Raw genomic sequence first — 19,823 nt, 5'->3', positions numbered from 1 at the left:
GCTGCGCTTAGAAAGAATTCACCGCGACCTCATCATGAGCAACAAGAAAGCCGATTCGAAACCGCAGTCACGCTACCCGGTCAACCTGCTCGACACGCCGTTCCCGATGCGTGGCGACCTGCCCAAACGCGAGCCGCAATGGGTCAAGGAATGGCAGGAACGCAAGGTCTACGAGACGATCCGCGCGGCCAGCAAAGGCCGTAAGAAGTTCATCCTGCACGACGGCCCGCCGTATGCGAACGGCGACATCCACCTCGGCCACGCGGTCAACAAGATCCTCAAGGACATGATCGTCAAGGCACGCAATCTGGCGGGCTTCGACGCGGTCTACGTGCCGGGCTGGGATTGCCACGGCATGCCGATCGAAATCCAGATCGAAAAGCAGTTCGGCAAGTCGCTGCCGGCCGCCGAAGTGATGCAGAAGGCGCGCGCCTACGCGACCGAACAGATCGAGAAGCAGAAGGTCGGCTTCCGCCGTCTGGGCGTGCTCGGCGACTGGGACAACCCGTACAAGACGATGAACTTCACGAACGAAGCCGGAGAAATCCGCGCGCTCGCGAAGATCATGGAAAAGGGTTACGTCTTCCGCGGCCTAAAGCCGGTCAACTGGTGTTTCGACTGCGGCTCGGCGTTGGCCGAAGCGGAAGTCGAGTACAAGGACAAGACCGATCCGACCATCGACGTGCTGTTCAGCTTCGCCGAGCCGGAGAAGACCGCGCAGGCGTTCGGCCTGAATGCGCTACCGCGCAACGAAGGTGGCATCGTGATCTGGACCACCACGCCGTGGACCATCCCCGCCAACCAGGCATTGAACCTGCATCCGGAAATCGTCTACGCGCTGGTCGATACGCCGCGCGGCTTGCTGATCCTGGCCGAAGAGCGCGTTGAAGCTTGCCTGAAACTGTACGGAGTGGAAGGCACGGTCATCGCGACCACGCCGGGCGCGAAGCTCGTCAACCTGCGCTTCAATCATCCGCTCGCCTCCGCGCATCCGGCCTACAAGCGCACGGCGCCGGTTTATCTCGGCGACTATGTGACGACCGAAACGGGTACGGGTGTGGTGCACTCATCGCCGGCGTATGGCGTGGAAGACTTTGTGTCCTGCAAGTCGCACGGCATGGCCGATTCGGACATCATCAACCCGGTGATGGGCGACGGCCGTTATATCGAATCGCTCGCGCTGTTCGGCGGTCTGTCGATCTGGGCGGCCAATCCGCAGATCGTCGAAGCCCTGCAAGCAGCCGGCTCGCTGCTGCGCACCGAGAAGTACACGCACAGCTACATGCACTGCTGGCGCCACAAGACGCCGATCATCTACCGCGCGACCTCGCAATGGTTCGCCGGCATGGACGTGAAGCCGAACGACACCGACAAGACGCTGCGCGAGACCGCGCTCGAAGGCATCGAGAACACCGCCTTCTACCCGTCGTGGGGCAAGCAACGCCTGTTCAGCATGATCGCCAACCGCCCGGACTGGACGCTGTCGCGTCAGCGCCAATGGGGCGTGCCGATGGCGTTCTTCGTGCACAAGGAAACCGGCGAACTGCATCCGCGCACGCTGGAATTGCTCGAAGAAGTCGCGCAACGCGTCGAGAAGGCCGGCATCGAAGCGTGGCAAACGCTCGACCCACGCGAACTGCTCGGCGACGACGCCAACATGTACGAAAAGAACCGCGACACGCTCGACGTCTGGTTCGATTCGGGCACCACGCACTGGCACGTGCTGCGCGGCTCGCACAAAGACGAACTGCAATTCCCGGCCGACCTGTATCTGGAAGGCTCGGACCAGCATCGCGGCTGGTTCCATTCGTCGTTGCTGACCGCTTCGATGCTCGACGGCCGTCCGCCGTACAACGCGCTGCTCACGCACGGCTTCACCGTCGACGGCGAAGGCCGCAAGATGAGCAAGTCGCTCGGCAACGGTATCGACCCGCATGAAGTGGCGAACCGCCTTGGCGCGGAAATCATCCGTCTGTGGATCGCCTCGACCGATTACTCGGGTGAACTGGCGATCTCCGAAGAGATCCTGAAGCGCGTGACGGAAGGCTATCGCCGCATCCGCAACACGCTGCGCTTCCTGCTCGCGAACCTGTCGGACTTCGACTTCGCCCAACACGCGCGTCCGGTCGAAGACTGGCTCGAGATCGATCGTTACGCGGTGGCGCTGTCGGCGAATCTGCAGAACGACATCCTCTCGCACTACGACAAATACGAGTTCCACCCGGTGGTCGCCAAGCTGCAGACGTTCTGCTCGGAAGACCTGGGCGGCTTCTATCTGGACGTGCTGAAAGACCGTCTGTACACCACGGCGGCCGACTCCGTCGCACGCCGCTCGGCTCAGACCGCGCTGTATCACATCGCACACGGTCTGCTGCGCCTAATGGCGCCGTTCCTGTCGTTCACCGCCGAAGAAGCGTGGAAGATCTTCTCACCGAACAGCGAAACGATCTTCACCGAGACCTATCACGCGTTCCCGGCGGTGCCGCAAGCCGGCGAGCTGCTCGACAAATGGACACTGCTGCGCGCCGCGCGTAGCGACGTGACCAAGGCGTTGGAAGAAGCACGCGTTGCGAACCTGATCGGTTCGTCGCTGCAAGCGGAAGTCGAAATCCGAGCGAGCGGCGCGCGTTACGACGCGCTCACGAGCCTCGCCGACGACCTGAAGTTCGTGCTGATCACGTCGGCGGCGACCGTCGTCAAGGTCGACAGCGAAGTGGAAGAAGGCGTCGAAGTGATCGCCTCGAAGTATCTGAAGTGCGAACGCTGCTGGCACTACCGCGCGGACGTCGGCGCCAATGCCGAGCACCCCACCCTGTGCGGCCGCTGCTTCAGCAATCTGTTCGGCAACGGTGAAGCGAGGAGCGCGGCATAATGGCGAAAACCATGTCGAAATCGTCAGCCGCCGGTGGTTCGCTGGCGCCGTGGCTCGGTGTCGCGCTGATCGTGATCCTGTTCGATCAGCTCACCAAAATCGCGGTCCAGAAGGTGTTCGCCTACGGTGTTCCGCATGAGGTCGCGCCGTTTTTCAACCTGATCCTCGTGTACAACCGTGGCGCCGCCTTCAGCTTCCTGGCGATGGCGGGCGGCTGGCAGCGCTGGGCGTTCACCGCGCTCGGCGTAGTCGCGGCGCTGGTGATCTGCTATCTGCTCAAGCGCCACGGCGGGCAGAAGATGTTCTGCACGGCGCTCGCGCTGATTCTGGGCGGCGCGCTCGGCAATGTGATCGACCGGCTGGCGTACGGCCATGTGATCGACTTTCTCGATTTTCACGTGCGCACGTGGCACTGGCCGGCGTTCAATCTCGCCGACAGCGCGATCACGATCGGTGCGATCCTGCTCGTGCTCGACGAGTTGCGGCGCGTGCGCGGCTCGCGCTAACGAGTATAGGTAGACCACGCTTTGTCGGAGGCTTTCGTTGGCAACCGCAGAACTCGCAGGAAAACACCTCGTCCTCGGCATGACGGGCGGCATTGCCTGCTACAAGATCGCCGAACTCACGCGTCTGTTGACCAAGGCCGGCGCGACCGTGCAGGTCGTCATGACCGAAGCGGCCACGCAGTTCATCACCCCCGTTACGATGCAGGCGCTGTCCGGCCGGCCGGTCTACACGAGCCAGTGGGACGCTCGTGTGCCGAACAACATGGCGCACATCGATCTCTCGCGTGAAGCCGACGCGATCGTCATTGCACCCGCCTCTACCGACTTCCTCGCCAAACTCGCGCACGGCATGGCCGACGACCTGCTGTCGACGCTGTGTGTAGCACGCGATTGTCCGCTGCTCGTCGTGCCGGCGATGAACCGGCAGATGTGGCAGAACCCGGCCACCCAACGCAACGTCACGCAACTGCGCGCGGACGGCATTGAAGTGCTCGGTCCCGATTCGGGTCCGCAAGCGTGCGGCGAAGTCGGCGACGGGCGCATGCTCGAAGCGGCCGCGACTTACGAAGCGATCGCGTCATTCTTCTCGCCGAAGATCCTCTCCGGCCGCCGCGTGTTGCTGACCGCCGGCCCGACTTTCGAACCGCTCGATCCGGTGCGCGGCATCACCAATCGTTCGAGCGGCAAGATGGGCTTTGCGCTGGCGCGCGCCGCGCAACAAGCCGGCGCCGAGGTACATCTGGTCGCTGGTCCGGTGGCGCTGGAAACGCCGTGGGGCGTGTTCCGCGAAGACGTGCAAACCGCGCAGCAAATGCACGATGCGGTGATGCGCTCGGTCGCCGACGCCGACATCTTCATCGGCGTGGCCGCGGTGGCCGACTGGCGCGTCGATCACGCCAGCGAACACAAGATCAAGAAGACTGCCGAGCGCGCGCTGCCCACCTTCACGTTCGTCGAGAATCCGGACATTCTGGCAGCGATTGCCAAGCTGCCGCATCCGCCGTTCACAGTCGGTTTCGCGGCCGAGAGCGGCGACCTCGAAGTGCACGGCGAAGAAAAGCGCATGCGCAAGAACGTGCCTTTATTGATCGGCAATCTCGGTCCACTGACCTTCGGCATGGACGATAACGAAGTCATCCTGTTCGAAGCGGCAGGTGCCACCAAGCTGCCGCGCGCCGACAAGCAGACGCTCGCGCGCGCATTGATCGTAGAAATTGCCAGGCGTCTGCCCGACACAAGTCTGATTCGCTAAAGCCGCGCGCGGCGGCGCATGTTGCATTCGCCGCGAGCGCCTCTAGCGCACCGATTCATCTGGAGCAGTACTGACATGACGCTACTTTCCGTGCTCGATCAAACGCCCGTGATCGACGGGCACTCAGTGGCGGACGCAATCGCCGCCACCGTCGAACTCGCGCAACTGGCTGACGACCTCGGCTACACGCGCTATTGGTGCGCCGAGCATCACGGCTTGCGCGGCGTGTCGAATCCCTGCCCTGAGGTGATGCTGGCGCGCCTCGGCAGCGTAACCAAACGCATTCGACTCGGCTCAGGTGGCGTGATGCTGCCGTACTACAGCCCTTTCAAGGTCGCCGAGCAATTCATGATGCTCGAGGCGTTGTTTCCGAACCGTATCGATCTGGGGGTGGGACGCGCCCCAGGAGGCGACATGCGCACGGCGCAGGCGGTCGCGGCCGGTGCCTACAATCGCGGCGAGATTTTTCCGCAGCAGGTCGCCGATCTGGTCGGCCTGATGCACGGCGCTCTGCCCGAGGATCACCTTGGGCACGGCGTGCTGCTTCAACCGCAAATCGCTACGCGTCCCCAATTGTGGGTACTCGGGTCGAGTGAATTCGGCGGCCTGCTGGCGGCGCAACTCGGCATCCGCTTTGCGTTCGCGCATTTCATCAACGCGCATTTCGGGCATCAGGTGGCGCTGGCTTATCGTGAACGCTTCAAGGCTAGCCTGGAAACAGAACAGCCCTATCTGGCCGCCTCGGTATTTGTGATTTGCGCCGACACCGAACAGGAAGCCGCCGACCTGGAAAAAGCGGTCGACCTGCGCCGCGTGCAGATGGCCCTTGGCCTGAATGCGCCGATTCCGACGGTCGAGCAAGGCGCTGCGCAGGAATACGGCGTGCGTGAGCAACTGGTGATCGACCGCGAGAAGCCGCGCAGCATCATCGGCACGCCGGAAACCGTCACTGAGCGGCTGCATGCCTTGCAGGAGCAGTTCCAGGCCGATGAATTGATCGTGCTCACCGTAGCGGGCAGCTATCGCGCCCGGCTGCGCTCCTATGAACTTCTCGCCGACGCGTTCCAACTCGGACGCCCGGCCTCCACTCCTTAACCCTTCGAACCTGCATGAAACTCGACCTGAAGATTCTCGATGCGCGCATGCGCGAACAACTCCCGGCCTACGCAACCACCGGCAGCGCGGGCCTCGACCTACGCGCCTGCCTCGACGAACCGCTGACCCTCAAACCCGGCGAAACCGCACTGGTGCCGACGGGTCTGGCGATTCACGTCGCCGATCCGGGTTACGCGGCGCTGATCCTGCCGCGTTCGGGTCTGGGTCATAAACACGGCATCGTGCTGGGCAACCTGGTCGGGCTGATCGATTCAGATTATCAAGGGCAACTGATGATTTCGACCTGGAATCGCGGCACAACCACGTTCGTATTGAATCCGATGGAGCGCCTTGCCCAACTGGTGATCGTGCCGGTCGTGCAAGCTGAATTCAACATCGTCGACGATTTCGAGACCAGCGAGCGTGGCGCAGGCGGGTTCGGAAGCACCGGCAAGCACTAAGCCCTATCGATCGATAAGCGTTGAAGCCTCGCTTGCTTCCAACAAGCGCTTCGCGCAACGCAAAAAGCAGAACGGCGCGGGGTTCAACCCGCGCCGTTCTGCTTTCAGATGAGACTGAAACGCTTACTCGACCGACTTACTCAACCTCAACCGCTTCCGGATTCGGATTACGCGGCGCCGGATGCTCGTCGAAGGTCAACTGCACCTTGTCTTCCGCATCCACGTCGACCGTCACGCGGCCGCCGTTCATCAGCTTGCCGAACAGCAACTCGTCGGCCAGCGCACGACGGATCGTGTCCTGGATCAGACGCTGCATCGGCCGCGCACCCATCAACGGATCGAAACCGTGTTTCGCGAGGTGAGCACGCAGCGCGTCGGTGAAGAGCGCATCGACCTTCTTCTCGTGCAGCTGATCTTCCAGTTGCATCAGGAACTTGTCGACCACGCGCATGATGATTTCTTCATCGAGCGAGCGGAAGCTGATCGTTGCGTCCAGACGGTTACGGAACTCCGGCGTGAACATGCGCTTGATGTCGACCATTTCGTCGCCGGTTTCCCGACGATTCGTGAAGCCGATCACCGCCTTGCCCATTGCCTCGGCGCCCGCGTTCGTCGTCATGATGATGATGACGTTGCGGAAATCCGCCTTGCGGCCGTTGTTGTCCGTCAGCGTGCCGTGGTCCATCACCTGCAGCAGCACATTGTAGATGTCCGGATGCGCCTTCTCGATTTCGTCGAGCAGCAGCACGCAGTGCGGCTTCTTCGTGACGGCTTCGGTCAACAGACCGCCCTGGTCGAAACCGACATAGCCCGGCGGCGCGCCGATCAAACGGCTCACCGCATGACGCTCCATGTATTCCGACATGTCGAAGCGGATCAATTCGATCCCCAGCGTGAAAGCCAGTTGCTTCGCCACTTCCGTCTTGCCGACGCCCGTGGGGCCGGAGAACAGGAACGCGCCGATCGGCTTATCCAGCTTGCCGAGACCCGCACGCGCCATCTTGATCGCGGCCGACAGTGCGTCGATGGCCGGGTCTTGCCCGAACACCACGCTCTTCAGATCGCGATCCAGCGTTTGCAGCTTGCTGCGATCGTCTTGCGACACGCTTTGCGGTGGGACACGAGCAATCTTCGAGATGATTTCTTCGATCTCGTTCTTGCCGATGGTTTTCTTCTGCTTCGACTTCGGCAGGATGCGTTGCGCCGCGCCCGCTTCGTCGATCACGTCGATCGCCTTGTCCGGCAGATGACGATCCGTGATGAAGCGTGCCGACAACTCAGCCGCCGCCGACAGCGCGCCCGACGAATACTTCACGCCGTGGTGCTCTTCGAAGCGCGACTTCAGGCCGCGCAAGATCGCCACCGTCTGCTCGACGGTCGGCTCAGTCACGTCGACCTTCTGGAAGCGGCGCGACAATGCCGCGTCTTTTTCGAAGATGCCGCGATATTCCGTGAACGTGGTCGCGCCGATGCACTTCAAAGTGCCCGACGACAACGCCGGCTTCAGCAGATTCGACGCGTCCAGCGTGCCGCCCGACGCAGCGCCGGCGCCGATCAGCGTATGAATTTCGTCAATGAACAGAATTGCGTGCGGACGTTCCTTCAATTCCTTGAGGACCGTCTTCAGGCGTTGTTCGAAGTCGCCGCGATACTTGGTGCCGGCGAGCAGCGCGCCCATGTCGAGCGAATACACCTGCGCATCGGCCAGAATATCCGGCACTTCGCCGCGCGTAATGCGCCAGGCGAGCCCTTCGGCGATCGCGGTCTTGCCGACACCGGCCTCACCGACCAGCAGCGGATTGTTCTTGCGGCGGCGGCATAGCACCTGGACCACGCGCTCGACTTCCGACTCGCGTCCGATCAGCGGATCGATGCGGCCGTCTTTCGCCATCTGGTTCAGGTTCTGCGTGAACTGGGCGAGCGGCGTTTCCTTCTGCGCGGCGGCTTCGTCGGACTCGGCATTCGCGTCGCTCGCTTTCGCGGCGTCCGTGCTGCTGGTCTTGGCAATGCCATGCGAGATGAAATTCACCACATCCAGACGCGTCACGCCCTGCTGCTGCAGGTAGTACACCGCATGCGAATCCTTCTCGCCGAAGATCGCCACCAGCACATTCGCGCCGGTCACTTCCTTCTTGCCATTCGAGGTGGATTGCACATGCATGATCGCGCGCTGGATCACACGCTGGAAACCCAGCGTGGGCTGCGTGTCGACGTCGTCCGTGCCAGGCACGGTCGGCGTGTTGTCATGAATGAAGTTGCGCAGGTTCTGGCGCAGATCCTCGATATTGGCCGCGCATGCACGCAACACCTCCGCCGCTGTTGGATTGTCCAACAGTGCCAGCAAAAGATGTTCGACCGTTATGAACTCGTGCCGCGCCTGGCGTGCTTCCATGAACGCCATGTGCAGGCTGACTTCCAGTTCCTGGGCAATCATGCTTCCTCCATCACACACTGCAGCGGATGCCCGGCCTGCCGTGCGTGGGTAACGACTTGCTCGACTTTGGTCGACGCGATGTCCCGCGTATAGACCCCACAAACTCCCCTGCCCTCGCGATGCACCTTCAACATCACCTGCGTTGCGGTTTCACGATCTTTATTGAAATATTCCTGCACGATCATCACGACAAATTCCATTGGCGTGAAGTCGTCATTCAGCAGCACTACCTTGTACATGGAAGGCGGCTTCAGCTTCTTTTCCTGCCGCTCCAGTACGGTGCCGTCCTGCTTGTCCGGGATAATCGCCATACACCCATTCTAAACAACTAGGACAGGCCCGCAATCCTGTCAAAACCCGGCCGACCGGCCGGTGAGCCCGTTCGCTCCCGCCTGATGGGTAAATACCCCCAAGCGGTGCGTCGTTCGACGAGCCGATTGCGGAGCCGGCCCCTATCCTGTGATGCGTCGCGGCCGTGCTGCGCCGCAGTCGGATCGAGTATCGCACAACCTGCCCATACTGGCTGACGGCACGCGCCCGGCCAGCGGACGGCGTGCGACCCGCAGAACAGCATGTGAGTCGATTATGCGACTTTTCAAGACAGCACGCTTGGGCAACCGCACATAAGAAAACAAAAGCGGGAAAAACCCTGGAAAACGCCTGTTTGCAACGCGACAACGACGTCTCAAAATTTTCTTGACACTCGAATAAAGAGCCTCAACAATCAAGCTGGCACTTTTTTCACTGCGCCATAAATCGAAAAAATGCCGATGGTGAGCTTGTGAGGAGGGAGCGGCTGCATCGCGCGGCCGTCGAGCTTTTCGAGGGCTCGTGGTAGTGACATGAGTTACAGGGGAAGTTGGAATGGCAACTGGTACGGTCAAATGGTTCAATGACGCAAAAGGTTTCGGATTCATCACGCCTGACGAAGGTGGTGAGGATCTGTTTGCACACTTCTCGGCCATCCAGATGAATGGGTTCAAGACCCTCAAGGAAGGTCAAAAAGTAACCTTCGAGGTCGTGCAAGGCCCGAAAGGCAAACAGGCATCGAACATCCAGGCACCTGCCTGAACCTGTTCGTTACCCGTCCTTTGAAACCCGGCTCCGTGCCGGGTTTCTTTTTTTGGGCGGCGCGTTCTAATTTGAGGCGGATTGCCACTGCGGCTACCGTGGCTTGAAACGTCGACAAAGCAAATGTCTCAAATACTGGACACCCGCTTTCCTTTCCGAACGCTTTCGATAGTCACCCGTTGGCGGCCGCACGACTGCCCGCCGTCGCACGTTGTAGCGCCAGACTGCGAGCGAGATCGCCTTCGTACACTGCAATGCCCTGGTGCCGCAGATTCGACCGCGCATCGACCGCTGGCGTGATACCGATGCTTGCGATGAGGCGGCAAAATGCATAGTCCTCGGACAGATACAACCGCGACTCCGGATCGATCATGGTGTCGAAGAACGCGTAGAGGAATGCCGCCGGCTCACCCGTATCCAGTTCCGGACGGCCTGCGAGCCTCGAACGGCAATGAAGCTCAGGAAAGCGTTGCATCAGCGCCAGAAAGACTTCTCGCTTGATCAGCATGAAGCCGGTGGGCGCATAGAGAACGTCGAGAAAGCCGTCAGCGTCGGCTTCCAGTACATCGCCCCGCACTATTGCGGGGTACATGGCGTGGCGGGCGCGAAAATCGGCCTTCGTCGAACCGGCCGGGACCGCCTGCTCCAGACCGGCGGCCGGCCACCCATCGTTCTTCAGCGGATAGACGCCGGCCACCACCGGCCGATCGGCCTGCAACAGGCGAACCACATCCGCGCCTTTGAAGCCGATATCACCGTCGATCCACATCAGATGCGTGAAGCGGGCATCGGCGAGAAATTCCGCCACCATGGTGTTGCGCGCGCGTGTGATCAGACTGTCGAAGCTGTTGAAGTTGACCCGCAAGCCAAAGCCTTGTTGAGCCGCCTCGTCGTAGAGGTCGAGAAGTCCAAGCGCGTAGTCGGTCGTCACGACCGCGCCATAGCTGGGGGTGGCGACGTACACATTGGCAACGGAATCTTTGTGGGTCATCGTTTTGTCACTCTCACGCAGGGAAGTTGGTTGGGTTCGCCGGCAGGTGGGCGCGCCTCGCTAACAAGCGGGCGCGATTTCCAGCCGGGCGTACCGTACCCGACGGGGTGCGGGGAGTTCTCGATATTGGTCGGATGCGACCTCTTGAAACGTCGTAACGTGACGTGGCGTTTTGAGCAAACGCTGTAGGAATGCATGAATCGCATGCAGATGCGCTTCATGCGCTGTAAAAGCAAAAAACCCCGGCCGCCTCACAGCGCCGGGGTTTTGACTCAGGCTGGAAAAACCAGCGCGATTCGCTCACTCGATCATTCTATGTAACTCGCCTGCAAAGCCTTGTCACGCATAGCGCACCCAATTACACACTTCGAATTCCCCTCAAAATCCCCCTCACTATCGCCCGGGTATCACACCCATCCATAGTGCGGACCGGCATCTACAGGATTCAGCCTAGACATCAGGCGACTGGTTATTTTCGCAACCATCCGCATCCTGGCGGCGCGCTTCGGCTCGCCGTGCCTCTTGGACGGCTGCTTCTCGGCTTCATATTGCGGCTGGCCGACGCGCCACGCGCGCAGCGGTAAGCCGATCGCCGCCGTCGCAAACAGCGTCGCGGCCCTAGCGGCGTATTGGATTGCAAGCACGGCCACCACGTTCTACATCACACCGGGCAGCGAGTTCGGGTCGATTGGCGTGTTCGCCGCGCATCAGAATCACTCGACAGCGCTGAAAGACGAAGGCGTGAAGACCTTGCTCATCGGTGCGGGCCGTTACAAGACGGAAGGCAGTCCCTTTGCGCCGCTGTCGCCCACCGCGCGTCAACGACGACATGACTGTTTCTCGCACGCCGTGTCGCGTAATCGGGGCGTAGATGTCGTGAGGGTGCGCAGCGACATAGATCAACGTCGCACCCTCGGGTCTCAGGTCGCAACAAACGAATTGATGATGGACGGCGTTGCTACGCTCGATGAAGTCGTTGGCAAACTCGCGCGGCGCATCGTCCCGCACGCCCGAAACTGCTGACGATCGGTCCTCGTTAGCGCCCCGACGCCAAGGCTCGATTCTCGGCGACGGTGAGGGTCCGCGACGACGCACAACCCGAACTGTCGACTACTGCCTTCGGAGTTTTACTCGTGTGACGCGTTCTGCTTAACATCAATGCCTTACACAATTCGCAAACTGCAAAACCAAGGCTAATCAAGCTCATCCAAGGCCATCCGAGCCTACCCAAACTGTATTTTCACTGTATTGCCTTCGCGGCACGCTTCACCCATTTCCCGCGCGGCCCCATATACGCCCGATTGATCGCAGCGGAACGGGCCGACGTGAAGAAGAAACAGGAACGGCGCGCGCTTGCCGGGCTCGAATTCCTTGCCAAGCTGTTGACCCCGGCGGCGCGTCGCTAAACATGGTTACTGCCTAATCAGGGCAGTCCACGTCCCGCGCGGCAACGCTCGAAGCCACCGTGGGACGTCTGACGGACTAAGCCGCTTGCAGTTATAGAGGTGCGTGCACCTTGACCAGCAAGCTCTTACCGTTTTCTGTTAGCGTCCAGCGGATTTTCCGGTCATCGCTCGTCAAATTCACAACCCCAAAACCGGCGAGCTTCATCTTCAGTTCCTGAAAGGAAGATTCGAGCATTTTAATGCTGTCGAAATGTGGCATACGTTCTCTAAGCAACTTGCCAAGGTACGCATGCACACTGGCTTCGAACGGCTCGCTGAGAAGACTGGGCCCAATCATCGTTAAGATTTCGCGATATGTTGTAACCCACTGGTGACGCGCACCAATCATGCCCTGCGCCAGTATGTCTACCTCCAAATGAAGCTTAACCTCGGCGTCCAGACTCTTCTCAGAAAAGTCGCCGGTGAATCGCGACAGCATGGTTGCTTCTGCTTTCGGCTTATTCAACTCATCCGCTAGCCGCGCGTTCTCAGCGCGGAGCGATGCCAGTTGGTCCATCAGAGGCGCCAGGCTTTCAACATTCGACGCCCGCATCCAGCCTTCCAACTTGTTCGCAGCAGCTAAATCGCGAATTGAATTAGGAACGTTTATTTTGATGTCTTTAACATCCTCGACTTCTGCACAAAGTCTATTCTTGACTTGGTCACGGAAGGCTATGTATGCCTTGGTATCGTCCCGCTCGGTGGCCTTCAAACCAAGTTCACCAGCCGCTTTCTTCGCGATGGCGGCTTCGGTCAAGTACAAGGCAAAGAACGGTTTGCCCCGTGCCACCGCGTATTCGTATTCTTGTTGAATGTAGCTTTTTCCCGACTCCGGATCAACACTGCCATATCGACCGCCGAGGATCAGCATGAAGATATCGCTTCGGTCGATCCACCCCTTGATGACTTCGATTTGCTTCTTGTCCGATGCCGAAAACAACTCCATTCCGGCAGGAATATGACCGGCGTTCAAAATCGCTTCCACCGCTGCCTGACGTTCCGCTTTCATGTCCGTAAAGGTGGACGATATAAACACCTGGTATTTCTTATCCATTTTCCGCACCGACCCCGAGTCGCGATTAGGTGACACGAAGTCTAGCACCGGAAAACACCAGTCCCGAGCAGGTGAAAAAGACCGGGCCCTTGCCGTTACCCGACATGCGCAATTGCCTAGCTTGGGCGGTCCGCGTCTCGCGCAGCAAGGCCCAGAGTTCTCGCGGGACGCGTGCGGGACTCGTCCACTTGTTGCGGCGTGCAAATACGCCTATAAACTCATCTTGTTCGAGGGTCAACTACATCTTACAAATAGGTTCGAGAGAGTATGTTTGATGATTTTTCGGCGTATTTTTACGAGAATGTAGTGCGGTCATTTAACGAGTACCAGCGCACGAAGGCATCCGGAGTCGCGGGCGCTAGTGACGACATTCGAACCGCGATGGCTGCGGCCTCTGCCCTTTTCCATCTGCGGGAACACCTCCCACGAAGTTTCGCCATGTCGCGCTCCAAGGCAGAGCGACTTTGCACCGATTACGGCGTGCTGGCCGACATCGCAAACACGGCGAAACATCGTGCGCTTGACACCGCAACGCCTCATGGCGCGCCGTTGTTGAGGTCCGCTGCAGATTTGAAGGAGGAGATCGTTATAACCGAGTATTGCGATCAAGAAGGCGCATACAAACATGTCGAGAAAAGGGTCACTGCAGGGCTAATCGACGGAACTACGCGGGACGTACTCGAAGTACTCACAAACGTGATGAACTTTTGGCAGACGTACCTGCACGACAAGGGCGTGATCGCGAAGCCACGCATCTATGCCGTCGAGTCTGCCCAACAGCCTAGGCCTCGCGCGGAAGCCAACGACGGGCAGTTGGGTTTGCTAATCACCCCGGGACTACGCTTTAAGGGTTCGGCGCGGCTTCAAAAATATAACTACGTCACTGGCAAGCTGGAGCCGATCGATCTGACCGGCAGTGAAGCAAAATTGACTGTCTATGCGCCACAGCAGTACCAATTTGATATGTCGATAACCCACGAACCGAGCGGAACGACGCTAAAGAGGACGATCAAGCTGACGGAAGAGGAAAGTCGCGTTTTTGCGGGCTTACGGACAGACGCGGAGCGCCAAGCCTATGTTAGTGGCCTACCGAGTACGCACGCGACGTTCAAGGAGTTGCATGCCGAGGCAGAGTCGCTTCAAACAAAAACGGCGGGTAACGAAGAAAGCTGATGCTGAGCCCGGATGTTATGGAAATCGCTGCCTTGACCGGGCAGTTGAAGCCTCGCCGCGCATGGGCGGAATGATCGACGGGACGCGTCAAGGGCGCGGCTTCATTGAGACGGTCTGAGAGCCCTTGCGCCGCGCCACCCTTCCCTCCCCCTTCCACTATCACTCAACGCCTCGGCCGGCCTCAACTACTTAGCCAAAAAAGCGGCAATTGCTGGCACATTACTGAAACCAAATCCAAAATGGGAATCGGTGATGGCAGACCTGCCTGGCTATATAGGAATATTGACGGGGCTAATCGGCACCTTCATTGGCATCGCAGCGTACGTGCGAAGCAATCAGATCAAGAAGCTAGACCTGCGGCTCGAACTCCGGAAGGGACTAGGCGACGCGCACGAAGCGCTTTCTACTCTTCGAGCCGTGATGGAAGCTGCGGCCAACTCTAGACCTCGCGTGCTGGCTATGCGAGGTCTTGGAAGGTCGGGCAATATGGTAGCGTGGGAACAGAGCATAGCGGCTGACCGCGTCAGACTGGAGGAGATAGCAGTAACCCTCCGAAGCGAAGGCGGTGACTTCACCACCCTTTCCCCAGAACAGTTGGAGTCGGAGATAGTGTCCGCTCACAGAATAAAGGCCAGCCTGTCAACGCTTGTCGACAAATATCGTGGGGAGCTTGCGGCAGACGACGAAGCGCGACGCCAAAGGCATCACGAGGTAGTAACGATGACAGCCGCGCAGATGGCCCCGGGCAATAGGCCGGATCGGATTTAGGGCCGTTCGAGCGCATCGCGTGATGATTGTATGAAATTAATGCGCTTTACGGCAAGCTTCCACAAGGCAAAAGGGATGCGATCACAGCGCGAGACGCCCGAACACCACTTAAGCCATGATCAGCCTCGCCCCTGCTGCAATTCTGATTTGCGGGCAGACAAAGCCGTATGCTCGTCGCTTACGGCCAGTTGTCGTTTCACATTGATAAAACTCATTGCCTAGCGCTCAAGCCTGCAAGCAACAAAAAACTGGTGGTGAGTTTCCGACGCTCGCCGCGCTGAGACAACAAATTTTCACTACGGGTAAAATAATGCAATTCGGAACAGTAAGTTTGCGCAACTACAGATGCTTCGACTGGAATAATCCCGCAATTCTTGAGTTTGGCTCGGGTTTTGTGGCATACATTGGAACGAACAACGCTGGAAAATCGTCTGCGCTAAGATCGATCTATGAGTTGCGCAGTTTTTGGGTGGTTTTTTTTCAGATGTTTACCCCATCAGGTGGCTTTCAAGCCCTCGTCCAGCCTCAGGGCGTCGCGGATGTTGCTGAGTTAGCAAACAACAACAATCCTGAACGTTTTGAGATAAAAATAACGCTGCACGATATTAAGCTCCCAGATGACCCGCAACTATATTTCGTAAATGAAGTAATTGTCGAATACGACACCACCAAGAGTCTGCTAACGCCAAAGTCAGTAACAGCTATATCTGCTGGCGGGTCAATCCATTCATTCGACGGATTGAGCATCAAAAATGTTCAAAGCCACACAGGGACTACGGTTCAATATCCCAATGGCTATAAATTAAATTACGACAATTTAATTGAATTTCTTGCGGACCTACAGAATTCTCGATTCTTCCCGTCTTTTAGAAATGCCATCAATGAAGGCGCCGCCAGTTACTACGACATGCCGGTCGGTACGGCTTTGGTCTCCACATGGGACAGCTGGAAAGCAGGAAATTCGCGCAAAAGCAAAAAAGCAATAGCGCAAGTCGAGCAAAAGATAGCGGAGCTGTTGGGATTCACCTCCCTTCAGATAAATGCCGACAGCGCTGGAAAAACGCTTGACGTATATATCGACGGGCATCCTCATAAACTGTATGAGGTCGGTTCGGGTGTGGCACAGTTAATCATTACGCTTGCGGCGGCTCTTGTTATGGAGCCGACATACATCTTGATCGATGAACCAGAGTTAAGCCTTCACCCCTCACTGCAACTTAGCTTTCTTTCAGCTTTGGGGTCTTATTGCAAGAAAGGATTATTGTTCGCCACTCATTCGTACGGCCTAGCCCGAACATCCGCAGAGCGGATTTTCATCGTACAACGGGATAAGACAACCAAAATGGAACCCCTGAATAGCGATAAAATTAATCTAGCTGAACTACTTGGCGAATTGGGATACACAGCGAGGTCGGAGCTCGGTTACGAAGGAATTTTACTCGTCGAAGGGCCAACCGACGTATTGTTCTTTCAAGAATTCATGCGCAAGCTGGGTCGCGACCAGAAATATGTAATTATGCAACTCGGCGGCTCATCCTTAATCAACGGAAAAATAGCGCCCCATCTTGCCGAAATCGCCAGACTTACCGACCCGAAAAATATTCGAATCTTTATCGACAGCGAAAGAACATCCGCCGACGAATCGTTATCCTCTGACAGGGCAGATTTCGTTTCCTCCTGCGAAAAAGTCGGGGTTAGCGTTTCCGTATCAGAGCGGCGCGCGACTGAGAACTACTTCGAAACGAACGGCATCCGACGTGCATTGGGTCCCGGATTCGAGCCGCTTCAACCATACGAATTGCTTAAGCAAAGCAAAAAGCCCTGGCACAAGTCGAGTAACTGGAAAATTGCCAGAGACACAGAAGTTAAAGACATAGAACATACGGACTTGGGCAAGTTCCTGAACTCCCTGTGATCCTACGTCGATCGCGAATGTCTACGCCCATGTCTTGTTTTGCTCGACAAACGAGCCTATGCCAAACGAGCATCAAATTGCATCAATTACGCGCCACGCTTATGCCCCGTCAATCCGCGTGACGAAAGGCTTCGGATTCGAACGCCTGAGCGCATCAAAAGAACGCCATCAAGGCGCCACGCAGGCGGGGAGTGAGTGCGAAAAACACCAGGGCGGATTTTTCCTGCATTGCCTAAGGCATCACCATTCAATAGCGAGAGGACCTATGTTAATCGGGCACGCGGTAGATTTCTCACCAGAAGTGATCAGGTCCGCTTTGCCGATCGCCCGACGCTTATTCGATGAACAATGGCTGGTCGAACAAGCAGGTAAGAACTCAGCTGACCCGCTCCTCTACACGGAAATGCCGATGACTTCCGCTCGTGGGACGGCTCGTGCGCTTCGTGAGGGAATACCGCAAAAGGACGAAATGCACCCTCTCGCGGAAGCTGTTCTAGGCACCGAGCGAATACTCAAATATCACGACGAGCATGGGGAGTTTCTATGCGGCGTTTTTGCCTACCGCCTTCTGTCGCTTCGAGACGTTGCCCTCAACTTGGACAATGTGAAAAACATGAAAGACCGGCTCCCGCGATTGGCGGGCGATCAATGGCGGTCCGCCCTATACGAATTGTTGGTAGCAAGCGCACAGGCGAATTCGGGAAAAGTCGAACTTCTTGATGAAACGGGGCAGGCCGTACCCGATATGGCGATAGACGGTACGATATTTATCGAATGCAAAGCCAAAACGCAGTACGAGGAAAAAGTATCTGACTTCGTTGGCAGATTCAGACGGCTGGCGCTTGACAAGATTTTTGAGGAAGCCGCGAAAATAGGCAACGGACTTTTGATCAAAATCGACGTGCATGATGAGGCCGGCATAACGGACATTCCCCATCTGCTGCGCTCAATGTTCGCCGGTAAACTAACCAGGAGATCGACGCACCGCGTCAAGATCAACGTCACTCCTCATCCGTCCGGCCCCTTTGAACTACCGCACCCGATGAAGGCCCATTCCGTGGAACTCTGGCGGTGGATCATGAACTTCGACGAACGGCGCGAGTGGCACTTTGTTCAGCCGTTTGGTGAATTTATTGTACAGAACGCATCGAACGTTATGGTAACGAGCGTTCGTCGCCCTATCCTAGTTTGCGCAAGGTCCACCGCTCTCTCAAAAAGCGTGCAGAATATTCGCGCGACCGTTGCGAACGCTTGCCGGCGCCAGCTACGTGACCATCAACCCGGAATGGTGCGCGTCCTTGTGAACTCCGATCTCTATGGAATTGGTCAGAATTCCAACGCAGCCACGATAAAAGTCGCTCTCGACGAGCTGTCGATGGAATTGTTACGAACATATACGCGGCTTGTGGGTGTCCGGTTTGACATTGTGACTCCTCCTGATCCAGGGGATTTGGCCGTTCACTACACCTCCGCAGGAGCGGTGAGACAAACTGTCGAGAAAACTTTCGAATCGATCATAAGTACACCAGGAGTCCTTCTGCTCTAGATGAGCGTTGGCGCAGGCATTTGCCTTCAGTCGCACAGTCCCTAGAACGAATCCCCCGTTGCTTATGACGTGACCGTCGGCGTCTTGATCGAATACGGGTTAAACCGCACAACCCCCTCACCGATCCAATCGTTGAGCTGCGCGAATCGAAGTTGCAACGGCTCGATTTCGTTGCACTCGAACACCTTGGCGGCCGTGTCGGCCGCACCAAACCCGCCCGTATTGCTTAGCACGATCCCCGTGAGCTGCGGCGAGCGCAATGCGTGCGTAACGCACAGAACGCCCGGCAGCGCACGCTCGAACTCCTATGCCTCTATGCGAACGAGAAGAATCACCTTGTATCAAACTGGGTGTCCATCGCGACCGGCTCAGTTCGGCCACAATCGGCCGTTCGGCATCGCCGTCCAGATTGTTGACAGTTAGGCACGTATCGCGACTAAATGCGGATCAAATACGAAAGCCTTGCAATAACGATCGGACCACAGGTTAATCATGCCGCTTGAAATTGTTCACATTGATCGGGTTTTTGGAATCACGCATACCTCGCAGAACCGTAAGCGCGTCACTCTATTTGGATTCGAAAGCGAGAACCGGAAGGAATACTCGGTCGCAGCACCCGGGAAGCCTCGCATCGAATCAGGGATGACGATTACCGCTTATCTTTCGGAAGCCGGCAACTGGCAGACGCTCGTGGGCTGGCGTGACCACGAGAGCGGCGAGATTGTGTGCGAGTCCGAAGGGGAATCAATCTTCCTCTGTGTCTGGTGTGTCCTGGGTCTCTGCATGATGGCGCGCGGGGTCTGGCAGCACTCGGTTGTTCTTTCTGCAATCTCGGTCGGGTTGGTTGCCACGTTCTTCTGGGGCGTTCGCAACGTTCGATATCTGCGGAGGGTCCGCCGCGAACTGGACGCCTCGGCGACGATGACATGAAGAATCGCGCTCAACAGGCAACGACAGCAAGAACTTCAGTTGGCAAGGTTCGGCCAGGAACAGTCATCCAGTGCCGTCGTCTAATTCGTGGACAATTTTCGCTATCATCGGCCGTGTGTATTTCTCGACGGGGTCCTCACCGGTTCGGCCAACCTCGCCCGCGTCGAAGGCTAAATAGACTTCGTTAAAGAATGTGGGCCAAGCGTCTTCTCCGTGCGAGGCAAAATCGTCATACACGAACCCGACTACAGCGATCGCTACCGCGTCACAAAACCAGAAGGAGAGTCGGCCCTCGTGAAACCCAACTGCG

16 protein-coding genes and 1 pseudogene are annotated in these 19,823 nt (G+C 58.0%); 12 read left to right on the top strand and 5 right to left on the bottom strand.

The window, feature by feature from the left end:
• The first annotated feature begins 34 nt into the window (after nucleotides 1–34).
• From ileS to dut, 5 genes are all read left to right on the top strand, one after another.
• On the top strand, nucleotides 35–2,872 hold the full coding sequence (gene ileS / locus M0D64_RS15565) for an isoleucine--tRNA ligase (protein ID WP_266258357.1): 2,838 nt from the start codon (nucleotides 35–37) through the stop codon (nucleotides 2,870–2,872).
• The gene (gene lspA / locus M0D64_RS15560; protein ID WP_093638890.1) at nucleotides 2,872–3,378 is read left to right on the top strand and encodes a signal peptidase II; all 507 of its coding nucleotides are present in this window, start codon (nucleotides 2,872–2,874) and stop codon (nucleotides 3,376–3,378) included. The genes ileS and lspA overlap by 1 nt, the downstream gene beginning before the upstream one ends.
• Nucleotides 3,379–3,415: 37 nt before the next feature.
• The gene (coaBC, locus tag M0D64_RS15555) at nucleotides 3,416–4,630 is read left to right on the top strand and encodes a bifunctional phosphopantothenoylcysteine decarboxylase/phosphopantothenate--cysteine ligase CoaBC (protein WP_266258356.1); all 1,215 of its coding nucleotides are present in this window, start codon (nucleotides 3,416–3,418) and stop codon (nucleotides 4,628–4,630) included.
• A gap of 75 nt (nucleotides 4,631–4,705) precedes the next feature.
• Entirely contained in the window at nucleotides 4,706–5,725 is a 1,020-nt protein-coding gene (locus M0D64_RS15550) for an LLM class flavin-dependent oxidoreductase (protein WP_266258355.1), read from the top strand.
• Between the two features lie 14 nt (nucleotides 5,726–5,739).
• On the top strand, nucleotides 5,740–6,186 hold the full coding sequence (dut, locus tag M0D64_RS15545; protein WP_154565868.1) for a dUTP diphosphatase: 447 nt from the start codon (nucleotides 5,740–5,742) through the stop codon (nucleotides 6,184–6,186).
• Between the two features lie 136 nt (nucleotides 6,187–6,322).
• Here dut and clpA read toward each other — a convergent pair whose 3' ends face one another.
• Both clpA and clpS read right to left on the bottom strand, forming a co-directional pair.
• A complete protein-coding gene (gene clpA / locus M0D64_RS15540; RefSeq protein WP_074282414.1) occupies nucleotides 6,323–8,620 on the bottom strand; it encodes an ATP-dependent Clp protease ATP-binding subunit ClpA in 2,298 nt (765 codons plus the stop codon).
• Complete coding sequence (clpS, locus tag M0D64_RS15535; RefSeq protein WP_006050100.1) at nucleotides 8,617–8,931, bottom strand: ATP-dependent Clp protease adapter ClpS; 315 nt, start codon at nucleotides 8,929–8,931, stop codon at nucleotides 8,617–8,619. Before clpS ends, clpA begins: the two co-directional genes overlap by 4 nt.
• A gap of 553 nt (nucleotides 8,932–9,484) precedes the next feature.
• Here clpS and M0D64_RS15530 point away from each other — a divergent pair.
• A complete protein-coding gene (locus M0D64_RS15530) occupies nucleotides 9,485–9,691 on the top strand; it encodes a cold-shock protein (protein ID WP_007180614.1) in 207 nt (68 codons plus the stop codon).
• 172 nt (nucleotides 9,692–9,863) lie between these two features.
• On the opposite strand, the gene M0D64_RS15525 is transcribed toward M0D64_RS15530, so the two are convergent.
• The gene (locus M0D64_RS15525; RefSeq protein WP_266258354.1) at nucleotides 9,864–10,682 is read right to left on the bottom strand and encodes a hypothetical protein; all 819 of its coding nucleotides are present in this window, start codon (nucleotides 10,680–10,682) and stop codon (nucleotides 9,864–9,866) included.
• Nucleotides 10,683–11,204: 522 nt separating this feature from the next.
• Here M0D64_RS15525 and M0D64_RS15520 point away from each other — a divergent pair.
• Nucleotides 11,205–11,705, top strand: a complete 501-nt coding sequence (locus M0D64_RS15520) for a S49 family peptidase (RefSeq protein ID WP_266258352.1) — start codon at nucleotides 11,205–11,207, stop codon at nucleotides 11,703–11,705.
• 474 nt (nucleotides 11,706–12,179) lie between these two features.
• Here the strand turns inward: M0D64_RS15520 and M0D64_RS15515 are convergent, their stop codons facing one another.
• Nucleotides 12,180–13,181, bottom strand: a complete 1,002-nt coding sequence (locus tag M0D64_RS15515; RefSeq protein WP_266258351.1) for a DUF4062 domain-containing protein — start codon at nucleotides 13,179–13,181, stop codon at nucleotides 12,180–12,182.
• A 267-nt stretch (nucleotides 13,182–13,448) separates the two neighbouring features.
• On the opposite strand from M0D64_RS15515, the gene M0D64_RS15510 reads away from it, so the two are divergent.
• The 4 genes from M0D64_RS15510 (at nucleotide 13,449) to M0D64_RS15495 (ending at nucleotide 18,583) form a co-directional block, all read left to right on the top strand.
• Entirely contained in the window at nucleotides 13,449–14,354 is a 906-nt protein-coding gene (locus M0D64_RS15510) for a hypothetical protein (RefSeq protein ID WP_266258350.1), read from the top strand.
• 252 nt (nucleotides 14,355–14,606) lie between these two features.
• The gene (locus tag M0D64_RS15505) at nucleotides 14,607–15,122 is read left to right on the top strand and encodes a hypothetical protein (protein WP_266258349.1); all 516 of its coding nucleotides are present in this window, start codon (nucleotides 14,607–14,609) and stop codon (nucleotides 15,120–15,122) included.
• Nucleotides 15,123–15,336: 214 nt separating this feature from the next.
• Nucleotides 15,337–17,037, top strand: coding sequence for an ATP-dependent endonuclease (locus M0D64_RS15500; RefSeq protein ID WP_266258347.1), 1,701 nt, complete (start codon nucleotides 15,337–15,339; stop codon nucleotides 17,035–17,037).
• 58 nt (nucleotides 17,038–17,095) lie between these two features.
• Complete coding sequence (locus M0D64_RS15495) at nucleotides 17,096–18,583, top strand: hypothetical protein (RefSeq protein ID WP_266258345.1); 1,488 nt, start codon at nucleotides 17,096–17,098, stop codon at nucleotides 18,581–18,583.
• Between the two features lie 62 nt (nucleotides 18,584–18,645).
• Here the strand turns inward: M0D64_RS15495 and M0D64_RS15490 are convergent.
• Nucleotides 18,646–18,834: pseudogene (locus tag M0D64_RS15490) on the bottom strand (capsid portal protein); the annotation flags it as partial.
• A gap of 241 nt (nucleotides 18,835–19,075) precedes the next feature.
• Between M0D64_RS15490 and M0D64_RS15485 the strand changes: the two are divergent.
• Nucleotides 19,076–19,513, top strand: a complete 438-nt coding sequence (locus M0D64_RS15485; protein ID WP_266258343.1) for a hypothetical protein — start codon at nucleotides 19,076–19,078, stop codon at nucleotides 19,511–19,513.
• Nucleotides 19,514–19,823: the final 310 nt, after the last annotated feature.

This window comes from Paraburkholderia sp. WS6 (assembly GCF_030464835.1).
Classification (GTDB): Bacteria; Pseudomonadota; Gammaproteobacteria; order Burkholderiales; family Burkholderiaceae; genus Paraburkholderia; species Paraburkholderia madseniana.
Note: the sequence above shows the minus strand (reverse complement) of the source record. Positions and strands in the feature narration are given on the sequence as shown.

Excerpts from the sequence above, each read along its gene's own strand:
- M0D64_RS15485 (WP_266258343.1), top strand. The coding sequence starts at position 19,076 with ATGCCGCTTGAAATTGTTCACATTGATCGGGTTTTTGGAATCACGCAT.
- clpA (WP_074282414.1), bottom strand. The coding sequence starts at position 8,620 with ATGATTGCCCAGGAACTGGAAGTCAGCCTGCACATGGCGTTCATGGAA.
- M0D64_RS15515 (WP_266258351.1), bottom strand. The coding sequence starts at position 13,181 with ATGGATAAGAAATACCAGGTGTTTATATCGTCCACCTTTACGGACATG.
- clpS (WP_006050100.1), bottom strand. The coding sequence starts at position 8,931 with ATGGCGATTATCCCGGACAAGCAGGACGGCACCGTACTGGAGCGGCAG.
- M0D64_RS15530 (WP_007180614.1), top strand. The coding sequence starts at position 9,485 with ATGGCAACTGGTACGGTCAAATGGTTCAATGACGCAAAAGGTTTCGGA.
- M0D64_RS15525 (WP_266258354.1), bottom strand. The coding sequence starts at position 10,682 with ATGACCCACAAAGATTCCGTTGCCAATGTGTACGTCGCCACCCCCAGC.
- dut (WP_154565868.1), top strand. The coding sequence starts at position 5,740 with ATGAAACTCGACCTGAAGATTCTCGATGCGCGCATGCGCGAACAACTC.
- M0D64_RS15505 (WP_266258349.1), top strand. The coding sequence starts at position 14,607 with ATGGCAGACCTGCCTGGCTATATAGGAATATTGACGGGGCTAATCGGC.
- lspA (WP_093638890.1), top strand. The coding sequence starts at position 2,872 with ATGGCGAAAACCATGTCGAAATCGTCAGCCGCCGGTGGTTCGCTGGCG.
- M0D64_RS15510 (WP_266258350.1), top strand. The coding sequence starts at position 13,449 with ATGTTTGATGATTTTTCGGCGTATTTTTACGAGAATGTAGTGCGGTCA.
- M0D64_RS15550 (WP_266258355.1), top strand. The coding sequence starts at position 4,706 with ATGACGCTACTTTCCGTGCTCGATCAAACGCCCGTGATCGACGGGCAC.
- ileS (WP_266258357.1), top strand. The coding sequence starts at position 35 with ATGAGCAACAAGAAAGCCGATTCGAAACCGCAGTCACGCTACCCGGTC.
- M0D64_RS15495 (WP_266258345.1), top strand. The coding sequence starts at position 17,096 with ATGCCAAACGAGCATCAAATTGCATCAATTACGCGCCACGCTTATGCC.